The sequence below is a fragment of the Sphingomonas sp. genome, assembly GCF_032114135.1.
GTDB lineage: Bacteria > Pseudomonadota > Alphaproteobacteria > Sphingomonadales > Sphingomonadaceae > Sphingomonas.
Genome location: NZ_DAMCTA010000001.1, coordinates 2,071,707 through 2,090,075 on the forward strand (window position 1 = coordinate 2,071,707; position 18,369 = coordinate 2,090,075).

General features: G+C 68.0%; 12 protein-coding genes. 3 read left to right on the forward strand and 9 right to left on the reverse strand.

The genetic code is table 11. From position 1 onward, the window contains the following. Positions 1-18: 18 nt before the first annotated feature. A complete protein-coding gene (locus RT655_RS09880) occupies positions 19-1,233 on the reverse strand; it encodes an ROK family transcriptional regulator (RefSeq protein WP_313536446.1) in 1,215 nt (404 codons plus the stop codon). Between the two features lie 169 nt (positions 1,234-1,402). Between RT655_RS09880 and RT655_RS09885 the strand changes: the two genes are divergently transcribed. Next, entirely contained in the window at positions 1,403-4,825 is a 3,423-nt protein-coding gene (locus RT655_RS09885; protein WP_313536448.1) for a glycosyl hydrolase 2 galactose-binding domain-containing protein, read from the forward strand. A gap of 1 nt (position 4,826) precedes the next feature. Here the strand turns inward: RT655_RS09885 and RT655_RS09890 are convergent, their stop codons facing one another. Genes RT655_RS09890 through RT655_RS09900 form a run of 3 tightly spaced genes read right to left on the reverse strand, consistent with a single transcriptional unit; the run spans position 4,827 to position 10,671 of the window. Beyond that, positions 4,827-6,260, reverse strand: a complete 1,434-nt coding sequence (locus RT655_RS09890; protein WP_313536449.1) for an efflux transporter outer membrane subunit — start codon at positions 6,258-6,260, stop codon at positions 4,827-4,829. Further along, complete coding sequence (locus tag RT655_RS09895; protein WP_313536451.1) at positions 6,260-9,430, reverse strand: CusA/CzcA family heavy metal efflux RND transporter; 3,171 nt, start codon at positions 9,428-9,430, stop codon at positions 6,260-6,262. Before RT655_RS09895 ends, RT655_RS09890 begins: the two co-directional genes overlap by 1 nt. Beyond that, the gene (locus RT655_RS09900) at positions 9,427-10,671 is read right to left on the reverse strand and encodes an efflux RND transporter periplasmic adaptor subunit (protein ID WP_313536453.1); all 1,245 of its coding nucleotides are present in this window, start codon (positions 10,669-10,671) and stop codon (positions 9,427-9,429) included. The genes RT655_RS09895 and RT655_RS09900 overlap by 4 nt, the downstream gene beginning before the upstream one ends. Positions 10,672-10,771: 100 nt before the next feature. On the opposite strand from RT655_RS09900, the gene RT655_RS09905 reads away from it, so the two are divergent. Together RT655_RS09905 and RT655_RS09910 are read left to right on the forward strand one after the other, a co-directional pair. Next, complete coding sequence (locus RT655_RS09905) at positions 10,772-11,449, forward strand: response regulator transcription factor (protein WP_313536455.1); 678 nt, start codon at positions 10,772-10,774, stop codon at positions 11,447-11,449. A 35-nt stretch (positions 11,450-11,484) separates the two neighbouring features. Next, positions 11,485-12,852: a HAMP domain-containing sensor histidine kinase gene (locus tag RT655_RS09910; RefSeq protein ID WP_313536457.1), complete on the forward strand. Its 1,368-nt coding sequence runs from the start codon at positions 11,485-11,487 to the stop codon at positions 12,850-12,852. On the opposite strand, the gene RT655_RS09915 is transcribed toward RT655_RS09910, so the two are convergent. The 5 genes from RT655_RS09915 to RT655_RS09935 are packed head-to-tail and all read right to left on the reverse strand — an operon-like array spanning position 12,836 to position 18,340. After that, on the reverse strand, positions 12,836-15,229 hold the full coding sequence (locus tag RT655_RS09915) for a TonB-dependent receptor (RefSeq protein ID WP_313536459.1): 2,394 nt from the start codon (positions 15,227-15,229) through the stop codon (positions 12,836-12,838). The two genes, RT655_RS09910 and RT655_RS09915, sit on opposite strands and share 17 nt — an antisense overlap. Next, complete coding sequence (locus tag RT655_RS09920; protein ID WP_313536460.1) at positions 15,180-16,127, reverse strand: FecR domain-containing protein; 948 nt, start codon at positions 16,125-16,127, stop codon at positions 15,180-15,182. Before RT655_RS09920 ends, RT655_RS09915 begins: the two co-directional genes overlap by 50 nt. Then, complete coding sequence (locus tag RT655_RS09925; RefSeq protein ID WP_313536462.1) at positions 16,117-16,674, reverse strand: RNA polymerase sigma factor; 558 nt, start codon at positions 16,672-16,674, stop codon at positions 16,117-16,119. Before RT655_RS09925 ends, RT655_RS09920 begins: the two co-directional genes overlap by 11 nt. A 24-nt stretch (positions 16,675-16,698) precedes the next feature. Next, positions 16,699-17,502, reverse strand: coding sequence for a ChbG/HpnK family deacetylase (locus RT655_RS09930; protein ID WP_313536463.1), 804 nt, complete (start codon positions 17,500-17,502; stop codon positions 16,699-16,701). Next, positions 17,477-18,340, reverse strand: coding sequence for a glycosyltransferase family A protein (locus RT655_RS09935; RefSeq protein ID WP_313536464.1), 864 nt, complete (start codon positions 18,338-18,340; stop codon positions 17,477-17,479). Before RT655_RS09935 ends, RT655_RS09930 begins: the two co-directional genes overlap by 26 nt. Positions 18,341-18,369 lie beyond the last annotated feature (29 nt).

An 18,369-nucleotide genomic window follows, 5' to 3' on the forward strand; every position in this document is an offset into this window, starting at 1 on the left:
GGTTTATTTAATGAAGGGTCAAGCCGTGGCGGTTGCGCCGTCAGCGGTGTCTTTCCACAGCGCACTACTCTTGGGCAGCAGGAAATAGCTGAACGGCAGGATTGCCGCCCCGACGGCGGGCGCGTCGGCGGAGAGCTGCGCGCGGGCGATCGGCGCCAGCGCCGGGGCATCGCCCCCCTGCTCGGCCAGCAGGACGTTGGCGCGTTCGGCGAGCCGGTCCACATGGCGGCGCGGCAGGCGACCGCCGATCAGCACTGTCTCGGGATTGATCAGGCAGTTCACCGCGAGCAGCGGCCCGACCAGCAGCCGTGCGGCTTCCTCGATCCAGGCGTCGACCACGGCTTCGAGCGTCGCATCGCCGCCGTCACAGGTCAGCATGTCCTGCACGGAGTAGCCCGCTGCCTCTAGCGGCGCGGCGAGGCCCGAGAGCGACACATGCGCCTGGATCTGCCGCACCACCCCGTCCGGGTCGCGGTGCGTGAGGAAGCCGAGCTCACCGCTGCGGCCGGTGGCACCGCGGAAATAATTGCTGTCGATCACCAGGCCGCCGCCCAGCGCCGAGGAGATCAGGATGTAGAAGAAGCTGGAGTGCTGGAGGCCGAGGCCCAGCTGCAGTTCGCCCATCGCGGCGGCGGCCGCGTCGTTCTCGACGAACACCGGCACGTCCAGCGGCCAGGCGAGCAGTTCGGCAAGATCGGTCTGTTCCCAGCGACGATAGGCATCGGGCTTGCCGGGCAACTCGATCAGGCCAAGATCGTCGGGCGTCGCCACGCCCAGGCCAACGATCCGGCTGGAATCGATTCCGGCCGAGGCGATCAGCACCTCCACCTCGGCGCGGTAGAACTCGGCGACCTGCTCGGGCAACGCAAAGTCGATTTCGCGCGAAGCGCGGGCGACCGTGTGGCCGAGAAAGTCCACCAGTACCAGCGTGACATGGTCGCGATCGATGTTGAGGCCCAGCGAATAACAGGCCCGGGGATTGATGATCAGATTGGTCGGCGGCTGGCCGCGCCCGCCGAAGCGCCGCCCGGCCTCCTGGATCAGCCCGTCGGCGAGCAGCCGCTTGGTGATGTTGGCGATCGCCGCCGCAGTGAGGCCGGTGATCCGCGCCAGATCGACTCGGGTCAGCGAGCCATTGGCGCGGATGGCGTGCAGCGTCACGCGCTGGTTATGGTCCGCGGCGCGTTCCAGATTGGTCCCGGAAAGGCGGATTGGAGGGCGGCCGCTACTCATCTTGAGCGCGATAACAGTCGATTTGCGGCCGGGGCGCAAGCGTGGAACCGTTCTCGCCGGTTGAATTGCAAAATTTGGTGAATAAAAAAGCAGCGCCGACCGTTCCGGCGATATGGGTTCTGCGCCGCCGATCTGGCGTGCCCGGCGCGATTTTGGGGGAAGACAATCGATGCGCAGTTTCACCCGTGCGATGCTGGCCGGCGCCGCGCTGCTCGCCATCTCCGTTGTCCAAGCGGCTGAGCCGGACAATGCCGGGCCGTATAATGCCAGCTTCCTCGCCGGCGGCATCGGCATCGACCGGCCGCTGAGCGGCGCCGACGCGCTGCTCCGCTCGGGTGCGCCGGTGACGCTGTCGGCCTGGGTGAAGCCCGATGTCGTGCCGCAAGGCGTTGTGACGCTGATCGCGTTCGGCGATCCGGCGGGCGACTGCCGCTGCCTGGGGCTGCGCAACGGCGCGCTGCACTTTTTCGGCAGCGGCTCGACGGTGAACAGCACGCCCAAGCTCGCCGCCGGGCGCTGGGCGTATGTCGCGGCGGTAATCGAGGGCGGGCGGGTACGGCTCTATCTCGACGGAAAGCAGGTGGGCGAAGGCGCGCTCAACGGCTCGGCAGTCGCCTCGCGTATTGCGCTGGCGCCCGTTACCCCGGGCCAGCCGCATTTCGGCGGGGCGCTGGTCCAGGCGCAGCTGCGCGGCGTCGCGCTGGGCGCAACTGAAGTGCAGGGCGAGGCCGCGGCCCCGCCTGCGTTCGAGCTGGTCCAGATGTGGCAGGTCGGTGTCGGCTGGAACCTGCAGAAGACCGCCAATATCGGCATGACGCGCCAGCAGGATCCCTGGACGTTGCCGCAGAGCGACACCGCCTATTCGCCCCCCGTCGCCAAGCCGATGCCCGCGCTGCCGAGCCTCGCTCCCTCAGGGCCGCTGCGCTGGCAGATCAACGGCTGGCAGCTTGCGGCAGCCCCCGGCGTGCCCGCCGACGGCGCAGCGCTGTCCAGGCCCGGCAAGCCGGAAGGCACCTGGTACGCCGCCACCGTCCCCGGCACGGTGCTGACCACGCTCGTCGATCGCGGTGTTTATCCCGATCCCTATTACGGGCTGAACAACCTCAAGATTCCCGAGAGCCTCGCCCGGCAGGATTATTGGTACCGCACCAGCTTCACCGTGCCCGCGGAAGCCGCGGGCAAGCGGCTGACGCTCGTGTTCGGCGGAATCAACTATGCCTCGGAAGTGTGGGTCAACGGGCAGCGCCAAGGGGAAACGCGCGGCGCCTTCATCCGCGGCCAGTTCGAGATCACGCCCGCCGCCGGCGAGAATGTCGTGGCGGTGCGCGTCTCGCCGCCGCCGCATCCCGGCATCCCGCACGAACAGTCGATCAAGGCCGGCGTCGGCGAAAATGGCGGCCAGCTCGCCATCGACGGCCCGACCTTCGTCGCGACCGAGGGCTGGGACTGGATCCCCGGCATCCGCGATCGCAACACCGGCATCTGGCGCCCCGTGGAGCTGGTGGCGACCGGCGACGTCAAGATCGGCGATCCGCATGTCGTGACCGACCTGCCGCTGCCACGCATCGACAGCGCCGATGTCTACATCACCGTACCGTTCGAGAATCGCGGTAGCGCTGCCCAGTCGGTGACGATCCGCGCCGCCTTCGACGACGTGACGGTCGAGAAGACCATCACCGCCCAGCCCGGCCGGGGCGAGGTCCGTTTCACGCCGTCCGAGTTCCGCCAGCTCACCGTGCGCAATCCCAAGCTCTGGTGGCCGAACGGCTATGGCGATCCGGCGCTGCACGATCTTAAGATCGACCTCGCCGCCAGCGGCCAGCCTAGCGACAGCAAGGCGCTGCGCTTCGGCATCCGCGAAGTGAGCTACGACCTCTCGCTGTTCGACCATCTCGGCCAGCTGCGCCGCGTCAACGTGCAGACCACCGATGGCGGCCTTGCCGGCCAGCAGCTGATCGACGTCCGCCACGAGGCGCTCAAGCGCAGCCCCACCGGCTGGGCAGAATCGCTCACGCTGGCGGGGGAAACCTCCAAGGCGGTCACCGCCATCCCCGACGAGACGTTGCCCGAGCCGCATCTCGTGCTCCGCGTCAACGGCGTGAAGATCGCCGCGCGCGGCGGCAACTGGGGCATGGACGATGCCATGAAGCAGGTCAGCCGCGAACGGCTCACCCCCTATTTCCGCCTCCAGCGCGAGGCGCACATGAACATCATCCGCAACTGGATGGGCAATAACGACGAGGAAGAATTCTACCAGCTTGCCGACGAGAACGGCATGATGGTGCTCAACGATTTCTGGCAGTCGACCCAGAATTTTCAGGTCGAGCCGGACGATGCGGCGCTGTTCCTGGCCAATGCCCGCGACGTGGTGGCGCGTTATCGCAACCATCCCTCGATCGTCGTCTGGTTCGGTCGCAACGAAGGCGTGCCTTATCCCACGCTCAACGAGGGCCTCGACGAGCTGATCCGCGAGTTGGACGGCACGCGCTGGTACACCGGCAGCTCGAACGAAGTGAACCTGCAGGGCTCGGGACCGTACAACTATCGCAAGCCGGAGGGCTATTTCACCGATCTCGCCACCGGCTTCTCGGTGGAGACGGGCACGCCGTCGCTCTCCACGCTGGAGTCCGTCACAGCGACGATGCCCGCCAAGGATCGCTGGCCGCTGTCGGACACGCTGGCCTATCACGACTGGCATTTCGGCGGGAACGGCGACACCAAGACCTTCATGAGCGCGCTGACCGCAATGTTCGGCCAGCCGCTGAGCTTCGAGGATTTCGAGCGCAAGGCGCAGATGATGAACATCGAGACGCACAAGGCGATGTTCGAGGGGTTCCTGGGCCATCTGTGGACAAAGAACAGCGGCCGCCTGCTGTGGATGACGCACCCCGCCTGGCCGTCCAACACCTGGCAGATCTACAGCTGGGACTATGACACCCAGGCCTCCTACTACGGGGCGAAGAGTGCGGCCGAGCCGCTGCACATCCAACTCAACCTACCGGACAACCGGCTGGTGGTGCTCAACACCACCCGCGACGATCAGCGTGGTCTCACTGCCAAGACGCGGGTGGTCAGCCTAGACAATGTCCAGCTCTTCGCGCGCACCGACAAGGTCGACGCCCGCGCCAACCGCGTCACCACGCTCGACGTGCTGCCGCTCGACCGGCTCTATGCGGCGAGCCCGATGCTGCTCGTCGAGCTGACGCTGACCGATGCCAAGGGCACCCAGCTCTCGCGCAACTTCTACTGGCGCGGCCGCGACGACACCGCCTATCGCGCGCTGGAAAGCCTCGCCTCGGTGCCGCTGGAGGTGCAGGCAAGCACGCCCAAGGTGGAGGGCGAGGACAAGGTGATCGCCGTCACCGTCGCGAACAAGGGCACGGTGCCGGTGCTGAACGCCAAGCTCACCCTGGTCGATGCCGAGGGCAAGCGTATCCTGCCGGCCTTCTACAGCGACAATTATGTCTCGCTGCTCCCCGGCCAGCACCGCGTGCTGAGCGTGCGCTATCCGGCAAGCGTGACCGCGGCGGCGCATCTCGCGGTGCGCGGCTGGAACGTCAACGCGGCGAACGTCCCGGCAACGGGGAAGTAACTCAGCGGCCGGCGGACTGCAGGTCCGCCGGCGTGCTGCCCGAAGCCAGATACAGCGCCACGCTGTCGGCCAGCCGCGCACCCTTGGCCTGGACGAGTTGCACCGAGGCCTGCGACGCCGCCGACGCCGCGTTGAGCAGCTGCAGCGTGCCGAGTGCGCCCAGTTCTACTTGCCGCCGCGTCATCGCCAGCGTGCGGCTCGCCGCCGCATCGGCGCGCGATGCCGCATTCAGGGCCTCGGCATCGGTGCGCAGCCCCGCGATCGCATCGTCGACGTCGAGGAACGCCTGCAGCGCGGTCGCCCGATACTGCGCCTTGGCTTCCTCCAGCGCCGCTTCGGCCGCATGCTGCTGGTGCTTGAGCTGCCCGGCGTGGAAGATCGGCTGGGTGATGCCGCCGACGATCGAGAAGAACGGGTTGCCGTCCTGGAACATGTCGAGGAACTTGGTCGCCGAGCCGCCGGCATTGCCGCTGAGTGTGATCGCGGGCAGTCGCGCGGCGATCGCCGATCCGACGTCGGCCGCAGCACCGCGCACCTGCGCCTCGGCCGCGCGCACGTCCGGGCGGCTCGCGACGATGTCGGCCGGCAGCGCGAGCGGCAGGCTGGCGGGCAGCTGCAGTTCGGCGAGCGTGGGCAGGTCGCCGGCAGTGCCCGGCGCCTGGCCGGTCAGCGTCGCGATCAGCCCGGCCTGGTGCTGCGCCTGGCGGAGCAACAGCGGCAGCGTCGCCTCGATCGTGGCGAGCGCGGTCTGCTGCGCGCCGACATCGGCCTCGCCGATATCGCCGAGCTTGCGGCGCTTCTCCAGCAAATCGACCAGATCGCGATTGTCGCGGATCGCCGATTGCGTCGCCTCGATCTGCGCCTGCAGCGTGGCGTGCTGGATCACCGCCAGCACCAGATTGGCGACCGCGGTGGCCTGCGCCGCGTGCAGCCGGTGCGCAGCCACTTCGGCCGCCGCCCGTGCCGAACGCACCTTGTTGCGGCCGGCGCCGAACAGGTCGAGCGGATAGGCGACGCTCAGCTGTGCGGTGTGCAGCGTGTAGAGATAGTCGTTCTGGTCGGCGAGTGGGCCGGACAATGCCTTGGAGATCCGCGTGCGCTGTGCCTGGTAGCTCGCATCCACCTGCGGCCCGGTGCTGCCCGAGGCGGCCTTGGTCAGCTCCTGCGCCTGGCGCAGATTGGCCTCGGCCGCGGCAAGGTCGTTGTTGTGCGCCAGCGCCTGCGCGACCAGCGCGTCGAGCCGGGCGCTGCCGAAGCCCTGCCACCAGTTCGGCACCACCGCCGCGCCGGCGACCAGCTGCTGCGCCGCGCCGCTCGTCGGGGCGATCGTGCCGGGCGCCCGAGGAGGCGGCGTCGGCACCGGGTTGCTCAGGTCGTGCGGGCCCACCGTGCAGCCGGCGAGCAGGACGAGCGCGATCATGGAAGTGCGGCGCATCATGCCTCCTCCGCCGGGGTGCCGTCGACATGGTGGCGACGGACGGTGTGGCCATGCGCGCCCTGGTGGCGCGAGAACTTCAGGATCAGCGGCGGCAACACCAGCAGGATCAGCATCGGCGCGAGCGTCATGCCGCCCACCACCACCAGCGCCAGCGGCTTCTGCACCTGGCTGCCGATGCCCGTGGACATCGCCGCGGGCAGCAGGCCGATCGCGGCGGCAAGGCAGGTCATGATCACCGGGCGCAGCGAATGCTTCACCGTCGCCGCCATCGCGGCCGTGTGATCCATGTCCTCGTTGACATTCTGGTTGAACGTGCTGACCACGAGGATGCCGTCCATCACTGCGATGCCGAACAGCGCGACGAAGCCGATCGCGGCGGAGATGCTGAAGGCCGTTCCCGTCAGCGCCAGCGCGAGCACGCCGCCCACCATTGCCATCGGGATGACGCTGAACGCCAGCAGCGTGTCGCGGATCGAGCCGAAGTTCGCGAACAGCAGCACCAGGATCAGCACCAGGCTGATCGGCACCACCACCTCCAGCCGATTAACGGCGTTGGTCAGGTTACCGAGCTCGCCCGCCCATTCGAGATGATAGCCCGGCGGCAGCTGCACATGCTTGGCGATCCGCGCCTGCGCCTCGCCGATCGTGCTGCCCAGATCGCGCCCGCGCACGCTGAACTTGATCGGGACATAGCGTTCCTGATGCTCGCGGTAGATGAACGACGCACCCGAGGTCAGCTTGACCGTCGCCACTTCGGACAGCGGTACCTGGATGATGCCGTTGCCGGTTGGAGACGGCGCGCCGATCTGGATACGGCGGATCGATTCGATGTCGTCGCGCTGCGCGGCATCGAGCCGGACGACGATCGGGAAGTGCCGGTCGGTCGACTTCTCGTAGAGGTCGCCGCTCGACTGGCCGCCCACTGCGGCGGCGACGGTGGAGTTGATGTCGTCCGGCGTCAGCCCGTAGCGGGCGGCGGCGGCGCGATCGACGTCGATGCGGACCGTCGGCTGGCCGAGCGAATCGGAGATGCCGAGATCGGCGACGCCCTTCACCTGCGCCATCTGCGCCTTGATCTGGTTGGCGATAGATTCGAGCGTCTCGAGGTCGCTGCCATAGATTTTGAGCGAGTTGGAGCTCTTCACCCCCGACGACGCCTCTTCGACGTTATCCTGGATGTACTGGGAGAATTCGAACTCAACGCCCGGATATTTCGCCTGCAGCCTGGCCTGCAACTCGGCGGTGAGCTTCTCCTTGGTCACCCCGCTCGGCCAGCTGTCGAAGGGCTTGAGCGGCGTGTAGAATTCCGCGTTGAAGAAGCCGGTGGGATCGGTGCCGTCGTCGGGGCGGCCATGCGTCGAGACGACGCGATCGACCTCGGGATAGCTGGCGATGATCTTGCGGATGCCGTTCACCGCATCCTCGCCCGCTTCGAGCGAGATCGACGCCGGCAGGCTGGCGCGGATGTAGAGGTTGCCCTCTTCGAGATGCGGCAGGAACTCGACGCCGAGCACGCGGATCGTCGCGAAGGAACCGAGCACCAGCAGCCCCGCCAGTGCGAAGGTCAGCACGCGGTTGGCGATCGCGAAGGAAATGGCGGGCTCCAGCACGCGGCGAATCTGCCGCACCACCCAGGTATCCACTTCCTTCAGCTTGTCCGGCAGCAGCAGTGCGGAGAGCACCGGGGAGACGGTGAACGCCGCAAGCAGGCCGCCGGCGATGGCATAGGCATAGGTCTTGGCCATCGGGCCGAAGATATGGCCTTCCACGCCCGTAAGCGTGAACAGCGGCAGGAAGCTGGCGATAATGATCGCGGCGGCGAAGAAAATGCCGCGGCTGACATCGCTGGAAGCATGCAGGATCGCCGAGAAGCGGTTGGCAGGACTTGCATGGATCCGCCCTTCGGAGATCGCGTGCGATCGGTCCGCCAGCCTTCGGTAGATCGCCTCGACCATGATCACCGCCGCATCGACGACCAGGCCGAAGTCGAGCGCGCCGAGCGATAGCAGATTGGCCGATTCACCCTGGATCACCAGGATCAGCACCGCCACCGACAGCGCAAAGGGGATGGTGATCGCGACGATCAGCGCGCTGCGCAGGTCGCCGAGGAACAGCCACTGCAGGATGAAGATCAGCAGCACGCCTTCGAGCAGGTTGTGCATCACCGTCTTGGTGGTGACGCCGATCAGGTCCGAGCGATCATAGATGCGCTCGATCTTCACCCCCGGCGGCAGCACGCCGCTGGTGTTGATCTCCTCGATCTCCGCCTTCACCCGGTTGATCGTCGGCAGCGACTGGGCGCCGCGCTGCATCAACACGATACCCATGACGATGTCGTCGTCCTGGCCCTCGCCGGCTACGCCCAGGCGCGGCAGGTTGCCGATCTTCACCTGGCCGACGTCGCGCAGCAGCAACGGGGTGGTGCCGGCGCTGCCGACCAGCACGTTGTTGATCGCGTCGACCGACTGAATCAGACCCACGCCGCGGACGATCGCCGCCTGCTCGCCGAAATTGACGGTCTGGCCGCCGACGTTCGAATCGCTCTTGCCGATCGCGGCGAGCACCTGCGGCACGGTGATGCCGTGCGCGGTCAGCTTGTCGCGGTCGAGCTGGACTTCGTAGGAGCGCAGCTTGCCGCCCCAGCCGGTCACATCGATTACGCCCGGGATGCGCTTGAAGCGGCGCTGGAGCACCCAGTCCTGGATGGTCTTGAGGTCCATCACCGAATAGCCGCTCGGGCCGGTGAGGCGGTAGCGATAGATCTCGCCGATCGGACTGGTCGGCGAGATCAGCGGCTGCGCGTTGTTGGGCAGGTTGCCGAGCTGCGACAGGCGGCCGAGCACCATCTGCTGCGCCTGTTCGTGGGTCACGTCATAGCTGAACTGGATCTTCACGTCGGACAGGCCGAACAGCGAGATCGAGCGCACCGCAGTCAGATGCGGCAGGCCGGCAATCGCCACTTCGATCGGGGTGGTGACGTTGCGCTCCATCTCCTCGGCGGAAATGCCGTCGCTCTGCGTCACCAGCTCCACCATCGGCGGCACCGGATCGGGATAGGCCTCGATATTGAGATTCATGAAGCCGATCACGCCCGCTGCGATCATGCCGATCAGCAGGGTGAGCACCAGCATCCGCTGGCGCAGCGCCATTTCTACCAGGCGGTTCATTCTCCGAGACCCGCCTCGTTGACGAACAGCGCGCCCTTGGCGACGATCCGATCCCCCGGACTCAGGCCGCCGAGCACGCGGGTTAGCCCGCCATCGGTCTCGCCGATCTGCACCGGGCGGCCATAGATCAGGCCGTCCTTGGCCTTCACCCACACGCGCGTCGTGTCGCCCTCATGGATCACGGCGACGGCGGGGACGAGCACGCCCTTGCCGCTGTCGACCGGACGGCGGATCGTGAAGGAGGCGAACATCTGCGGCTTGAGCGCGCCGCCGGGATTGGCGATCGTCGCGCGCACCGGCAGGCGATGCGTCGTCGGATCGAGGCCGGCGGCGACATTGTCGACCGTCGCGGTGAATTCGCGGCCGGGCAGCGCGGGCGTGGTCACGACGACTTGGTCGCCGACGCGGATGCTCGCGGCCTCGCGCTCGGCCAGCTGCGCGACGAGCCAGACGCGGGCCGGATCGGTGATGGTCATCACCGGCGTCGCATTGCCGCTGCTCAGGAACTGGCCCGGCGCGACGTTGCGATCGGCGATGATGCCCGAGACCGGCGCGCGGTACACGGTATAGGCGGAGGTGCCGGCGCCTTCGGTCTTGCCGAACAGCGCCAGCCGATCCTGCGCGGCGCGCTGGGCGGATTCGGCCTGGCGGGCGGCGGACTGCGCGGCGACGAAATCAGCCTGCGCCTGAAGATAGTCCTTCATCGCACCGCCAGCGGTCTCATAAATCGCCTTCTGCCGGGTGACGTTGCCCTGTGCGATCCGGAGCGCCTCGGCGGCGCTCGCCCGCTGCGCGCTGGCGCTGAGCAGGGTATTGCGCGCGTCGATCAGCTCGGGCGAGGCGATGCGGAGCAGCGGCTGGCCGCGCGTCACGCGCTGGCCGGGCTCGACCAGCACCTGCAGCACTTGGCCGGAAAAGGGGAGGACGATCGGCGTGCTATGGTCGCCGTCTGCTTGGATCGAGCCGCTGGCGCGCACCAGCTCGACATTGGCGCCGCCCTGGACGGTGGCGAACTGCATCTGCGCCAGCTGCTGCTGGGTCGGGCGAAACGCGCCCGCTGGCACCGGCGTATCGGGAACGGGCTTGGGGGTCAGCGCGGCTCGGACGCCCATCGCCAGCACGAGGATGGCCACCACCGCGACCACGATCGCCCCGACCAGCAACCCCTGCGCGCGCAGTGACATCCGGCGTGCTGCCGGCAGGGTATTGCTTTCCACATTATGTCCAGTCACCAGCTTCACCTCTCGGGTGCAATATAGCAGACACACATCCGTTGCGGTCGATGCTGCAGCGCGCCATTAGAAGCGTCGGCTGACAGCAAACTTACGGGAAGATGAAATCGTGCGCGTGCTGATGATCGAGGACGACCAGCCGCTCGCGACTGCGTTGATGGAAGCGCTGAAGCGCCGCGGCATCCAGAGTGACGTCGCGACCAACCTCGCCGATGGACGGCAGATGCTGGCGGCGGCGCGCTATGCGGCGGTGCTGCTCGACCTTGGACTGCCCGATGGCGACGGACTGGCACTGGTCCGCAGCCTGCGTGCACAAAGCGACCCGATCCCAGTGATCGCAGTATCCGCCCGCAGCGCGCTCGATGCGCGGATCGCCGGGCTGAATGCCGGCGCGGACGATTATGTCGTCAAGCCGTTCGACGTCGAAGAGCTCACGGCGCGGCTCCACGCGGTACTGCGACGGCAAGGTGCGCTGTCCGGCGCCGAGCTGCGCTTCGGCAATGTCCGCTTCGACACCGTGTCGGGTGACCTCACCGTGGGCGATGCCGCCGTCCTGCTCACGGCGCGCGAGCGCCAGTTCGCCGCACTGCTGCTCCGCCGTTTCGGTCAGGTGGTGAGCAAGCAGTTCGCCGAAGACCAATTGTACGGCCTCACCGAGCCCGTAGGGTCCAACGCGCTCGAAGTGCAGGCCTATCGACTGCGGCGCAAGCTGGAAGCCGCGGGCGCGACTCTGCGCATCGAGACGATCCGCGGCGTGGGCTACATGATGCGCGACGTTGCCGCCTGATGGCGGCCAGACCCGGGTTCCGATAGACCGGCGCGATGAGATTCTGGCCGCGCTCGCTGATCGCCCGCATCCTGCTGCTCGAACTGGGCGCGATCGCGATCGCTGCGGTGGCGCTGCCGATGCTGCTTGCCTCGTTCCTTCGAACCGAGGCGCATCGCTACGAACAGCGCATCCTGGCCGATCAGGCGCAGGCGATCGCCCAGCGCATTCGTGTCGACGTGCGCGGGCCGGTGGTCCGGCTCGATCCGACGCTGACCCATCTCTACGCCTCCCCCTATGACGGCCGCGCCTTCGTCGTCGCGGATACCGGGGGCCGGACGCTCGCCGAAAGCCCCTATGCCGATCTCGTGCCCTGGCGAAATGCCCCGCGCGCGGCCGGACCGGTCCCATTTCGCGCGGGCGCCTTTGTCGGCGTAAGCCAGCCGGTACGGGTGGGCGCTGCCCGCATCTGGGTGATCGTGACGCAGGATCGCACCGGCCCCGGCGCGATCCTCGACGACGTCATCCACGGCTTCGTCCGGCGCTATGATCCGGTGCTGATCTCGATCCTGTTGCTGTTGCCGTTGATCAACAGCGCGCTGATCGCCCGGCTGTTCTTCGCGGTGCGCGATGCCTCGCGCCAGGCAGCGGCCATCGGCCCGCACAATCTCGATCTCCGCATCGAAGAAGCCGGCCTGCCGTTGGAGGTGGCGCCGCTCGCGCACGCGACCAACGACCTGCTCGCACGGTTGCAGGCGAGCTTTCGCAACCAGTCCGAGTTCGTCGCCAACGTCGCGCATGAGCTGCGCACGCCGCTGACCGTGCACCGGGTCGAGCTCGAAGGCGTCGAGGATCCCGGCCTGCGTGCCAGGCTGCGCGCCTCGGTCGATCGTCTTGGCCATGTCGTCGCGCAGTTGCAGGACCTCGCTACACTCGAGGCGACGGCCGACGACAAGTTCGAGACATTCGACGCGCGCACCCTTGCCCAGGAAGCGATCGGCCTGCTTGCGCCGCAGATCCTCGCGGTGGGCGATACCATCGCGCTCGATGCGCCGCCGTCGCCGGTGCCGATACGCGGCAACCCGGTGCTGGCCGGTCTCGCGCTCACCAACCTGATGACCAACGCCAGCCGGCACACGCCGCCGGGAACCATGATCGAGGTGCTGGTCGCGCCCGACGGCGTGTTGCTGGTCCGCGACGACGGTCCCGGTATCGCCGCGTCCAACCCGCAGGACGCCACCGACCGCTATTGGCGCGCCGACCACCAGCGCTCCGACGGCGCCGGTCTCGGCCTTTCGATCGTCCGCCGCATCATGGAGGTGCATCAAGGACGGCTGATCGTGCAGAGCCGTCCGGGCGAAGGCACCTGCGTTTCACTGCGCTTTCCGCTGGTCCCCGAGGCGGACGTCACCACCCCGTCGTGATCCCGATCCGGATGTTGCGCGGGCGCAGCGGGGTCAGCTGGTCGCGCAGGCCCAGGCTGAACGGATTGCCGAAGGCGAACTGGTTGGCGCGGCGATCGGCGAGATTGTTCAGCGTGACGCTCAGCTCCGCCTTGCCGAAGCGCAGGGCGGCGAAAGCATCGGCGGTCCAGTAGCGTCCCTGGCTCACGTCGAGAAAGTCCCCGGTGCCCAGCACCGAGCGACCAGTATAATCCGCCGACAGCCCGACCCGCGGCTGTGCCCGGGAAGCCCCCCACGCATAGGAAAGCCCGGCATGTGCGGCGAAAGGCGGCGTCTCCGGCAAGCGGCGGTTGTTGCGCTTGGACAGGTCCGCGATGGGTCCCTCGACATGATTGTCGGTGAACAGGAACAGCGCCTGCGCATGAAGGCCGGGCACCGGCATCCAGTCGAGATTGCCCTCCAGCGTGACGATCTTCGCGCTGCCGATATTGGCGGTATAAGGCTGGCCCAATCGCGTGATGAGATCGGCCTGGACATTTTCCCACCATGCGGCCGAGACGCTGCCCGATGCGGCCAGCCCCGTCGGCCCGCGCCGAAGCTTGCGGATGCCAGTCTCCACCACGGTGATCGCATCGGACTTATAATCTGCCACCCGGCCAATCCCCGGCGCCACCGCGAGACCGCCGGTCCGATAACCGGTCTGGAAGCGCGCAAACAGCGCGAGGTCCGAAGCGAGCCGCCACGACGCGGCAAGGGTAGGATCGAGGCGACGGGTCAGCCGCCCCTTGACGAAGGCGGACGGTCGCGCCTGCGCCGAGGGATCGCCATCGGTACGCGCGCTCGAATAGCGCCCGCCCGCCGTCACCGACAGCCGGGGGCTGAGCGCGAAGGTCGCCTCGCCGAACCCCGACGCCGCATTGGTGACGTTGGTGACGCCGACGATGGTGATATCCCGGCCGGCCTGGGCGACGCTGCGGGTCAGGACGTCACGATCGCTGACCAGCGTGAAGCCCGCGACCCAGCTGTTGCCATTCGGCAGCGACCGCGACAGCCGCGCTTCCTGGCTGAGCAGCTGCTTGTCGTGATTGGCGCGGTAGATGGTGCGCGGACTGAGTACCGCGCCACGCGCATTGCGCGCGGTGGCGTCGAACGTCTCGCGCGTGTCATAGCCCGTGATCCCGCTGGCCGAGACAAAACGAAGACCGCTGTCCCAGTCCTTGCTGACGACCAGGCGGCCGAACAGCAGCCGGTTGTCGAAGGGCTGGGCGAGCAGCGTGCGGCGCACCAGCAGCCCTTCCAGACGCTCGGCATATTGACCGTCCTTGGCCTCGATCCATTGCCCGGCCCCGCTCGCTTCCACCTGCCAGCCGTCGCCGGGCGCCACCCGAATGGCTGCGCGCAGGCCACTGGTATCGCTACGGTTGACGTCGTGGATGCGGCGATCGTCGTCGCGCAGATAGCCGCCGTCGCGGATGTGATAGCCCACAAGGCGCACCCCCACCCTGTCCTGCAGCAGCGGCAGGTTGAGCATGCCGGCGAGATCATAGCCGGGCTCGGCACCCCCGGTCGCGGTAACGCCGCTCGTGGCGGCGGTGGCGACGGCATGCAGGTTGACCGGATTCGAAGTCAGGCGGATCACCCCCCCGATCGCGCCCGACCCGTACAGCGTGCCCTGCGGCCCCTCGAGCACTTCCACGCTGGCCATGTCGTACAGCCGCAGCCCCGGCTCGGGGCCCGAATAATTGAGCTGGACGTCGTCGAGATAGACGCTCGTCGGTGCCTGGGTGCTGCCGTTGAAGCTGCTGTCGGCGATGCCGCGGATGAACACCTTGTTGCGGCCCGCGCCCAGCTGGGTGCTCTGGAGGATCGGCACCTGATGCGCGGCATCGCTCAGCGTGCCTGCGGCGGTGCCTGGCAGCGCCGACCGGTCCGCCACCTGGGTGAGACTGCCGGGATACCGCAACAGCGTGATCCGCTGCTTGCTGGCGGTGACGACGATATCGGGGTCGGGCGCGAGCGGCGGGGGCGGGGCGATACGGGCCGATGCTGGCGGCGGCTTGCGGGCGGGCACGGAAGATTCGCGTTCGATCCGGTAGCCGCCCCCGGCGAGGCGTCGTGCCCGATACCCGGTGTTCCGCAGCAATTGCCGGAGCGCGGCTTCCAGATCGGCCGCCCCTCGAATGGACGGGGTACGGATCGAGCGGAGGCCGGGATCGGTGCTGACGATGTCTGCGCCGGTTTGTCGGGCCAGCTGGCCGATGGCGATGTCGAGCGTCGTGGCGGGCAGCGTGATCGTGCTGCGTTGGGCAAGCGCCGGCGCGGCGGCAAGCGCCAGGGCAAGCGCGAGACTAAGGCGCGCTAGCGCCCTGCTCCGCCAGGATCCACTGCCCCCCGTCACGACGCCACGTCGCCCCGATCAATTCCGCGAGGCGCGGCACATCGCGATCGGCGACGCCCGAAAAATGAACGACACCGGTGAACGGCCTTTCCGACAGCGTGCCCCGCAGGGCGATGTCGGTGCCGTAAAGCCGTTTCAGCGACCCCGCAACCTCGCGCAAGGGTTCGTCCGCAAAGCTGAGACGTCCGCTGCGCCAGCCGCCGACGAGGTCGGGCGCCACGCGCGTGCGCGCCACATCGCCACCATCGTCGCGCGCGGACAGCGCATCGCCGGCATGCAGCGTCACCACCGCGCTGCCCGGACGGAACGCCACCGACCCTTCGGAAACCGCGACACGCATCCGACCGCCGGAATGCGTCACGTTGAACACGGTACCAAGATCCTGCACCGCGACGTCGCCCACATTGAGGGTGAACGCCGCGCGGGAATCATGGCGGACATGGAACAGTGCTTCGCCGCGATCGAGCCTTGCGACGCGCGGATTGGCGCGATCGAGCGTCAGCTGGGTCCCTCCGCTCAGCTCGATCCGGGTGCCGTCGTCGAGCGCGACCGTCCGGCGTTCACCGTCGTGGGTGGCGATCTGATAGGTTTGCGCGCGCGGCTGGATCGTCGGGACCACCGAGAGCGCGACGGCCGCCGCCGCCGCGGTGCCGCCCGCCCACCAGAACCAGCGTCGCGACGCAGGCAGATTGTCGTTTTCCGCCACGAGGGCCGGTTCGGGAAAGCGGGCCTCGGCGATCAGGCGATCGGCCGCGGCGACGCGGTCATAGGCCGCCGCATGCGCAGGGCTTTCCTCCAGCCAGGCGATGAACGCGGCCCACACGGCTTCATCTGCCTCGACCAGCCGCAGCTGCCAGGCAATCGCCGCCTCGATCGCGTCTGCCGTCTCAACCTGCACGGTCGGAACCCCTTTCACTATCGAGACGATGCTCGCCGGGGGAATCCACACCGCCGGAATCGAGCCGCTCCTGAATTTTCTTGTAGGCGCGTTGCAGCAATTTCTCGACGCCGCTCACCGTTATCCCCAGCTGCTCGGCGATCGCACGCTGCGGCCGGTGCTCGAGACGGAACAGGCGGAGCGCGGTCGCCATGCGCTCGGGCATCTCGGCGATCGTTTCCTCGACCGCGTGCCATTCACTGCGCGCGACCAGCGTGCGCTCGGCATCGGGCACTTCCTCTGCGCCCGGCTGTGTCTCCATCCAGCCGGCGTCGCGGTTGCCCCGACGGCCGGCGGCGATGCGCCGATCGGTGGCAAGATTGGCGGCAACGCGAAAAAGGAACGCCGCGGGTTGCGCGATCGGCTGCTCGGCGAGCTGGTCGATCCGTAGCCACATGTCCTGCAGCGCGTCCTCGGCATCGTCGCGGTTGCCCAGGCGCGCGGTGAGCAAGCGCAACAGCATCGGCCGCTGCGCCAGGAACACTGCCTTCAGCCCGTCGTCGCCCACGCCCCCACGATCCCCCGGCGAGGGTCAGGCCGGAAACGCCAGTCCCTCGGCTGCAGCCATGTCGGCGATCGGCAGCCGGTGCAAGGCCTTGGCTTCGACGACGCGTGCCGCGGCGATACTGTCCCCGGCACCCTCGCCGGCACCGGGATGGCACATCACCAGATGCATCGGTCCGGCGCGGCGCAGGAAACGCGGGAACAGCGCGGCATAGTCGCCGCGAAAGTCGTAATGGCCGGCAAAGCCGCGATTGGTCCGCAGCCCCAGCGCCGCGGCCGCCTTGCGAAGGCCCCGGCTATGCCAGGCGCTGCCGATCGCCTTGCCGGCAAAAGGGCGCCGCAGAATCGCCAGCGGGCGGTCGGTGCAGTCGCGGACCCACGCATTCGGTGCCCGGGCGGCGGTTTCCGCCAGTACCAGGTCGCGGATCCCAGGCAGCGCATGGACATGCTGATGCCCATCGACGAAATCGGGCGGCAGCCGCATCGCCGCAAAAAAAGCGTCGAACTGTGCCGAAATCTCCATCGCCACTTCGTCGAGCGGCACCCCCCAGCGCCCGGCCACGCGCGCGAGCGGATCGATTGCCGGCATCCGCCCGGCCGGCGCAAAACGCGGCATCGCGGTGCGCGGCATCTCTTCCGTCAGGGTCAGGTGCAGCCCGATTTGGACATGCGCAGGCACCTCCGCCAGCAGCCGCGAATCCTCGACCCAGCCCGGCATCACCGCCATGCAGCTGATCGCGTTGATCTTGTCCGCCTGGGCGAGAAGGACGATCGCGGCGCTGATCGCCGGCGAATAGGCGAAATCGTCAGAGCAGAGAATGAGACGCGACAAGCACCGGTCCTTCGAGATGCTGATACTGGCGCTCGCGGATGCGATTGCTCAGCAGGCGGCGGCGCTGCAGCCGGCGCGCCAGAAACTTGTAGAAGAACCAGTCGCCCGCGACCGGCGCCGCCGCCGAGTAGAGCAGCCGTTCGAACAGCGTCCAGCGGATCGAATCGCGATCGCGCTCACGCGGGCTCGGCGTACACCACAGATCTGCCGCATAGCCCATGCGACCGTGGCGCAGGATGCGATGGATCACTTCATGATCCTCCAGGACGAAGTTCCACCGCGCCGCATCGAAGCCGCCCGCCGCCCGCAGGCTGCGGGTGCAGAAGGCCTGACCTGCGCCGCCGGCATGGCACTGCCGCGGCAGCAGCCGCGCTGCGGTGAGAAACCGTGCCGCCTCGGTCAACCGCGCCGGATCGCTGATCTCGCGCGCGATGAAATAGGCGCCGGCAACGACATGGCCGGGGCGCGACAGAATTGCCTCCGCCGCGGCGAGATACTGGGGCGGATAGACTGTGTCGGCATCGCAGGTCGCAACCCAGCGCGTGTGCACCCAGGCGAGCCCGGCCCGCAGCGCGGCGACCTTGCCGGGGGTGCGTTCGGTGATCAGCAGATAATCGAGCTTGTGGGCCCGGCAGAACGCCTCGGCCACCGCGGCACTGCCGTCGGTCGAACCGTTGTCGACCAGCAAGAGCGTGCATTTCGTCGTCTGCCGGGCGAGGCTTTCGATCGTCGCCGGGAGATAATCGCGCTCGTTGAAGAACGGGACCAGCACCGTCCATTGCAGGGCCGGGCCTTCCGGCTGACGGTCGAACGGGTCCTTCGAAAGATCCAGAAACATCGCTGCGAGCATCCCATCGATTCGAATGG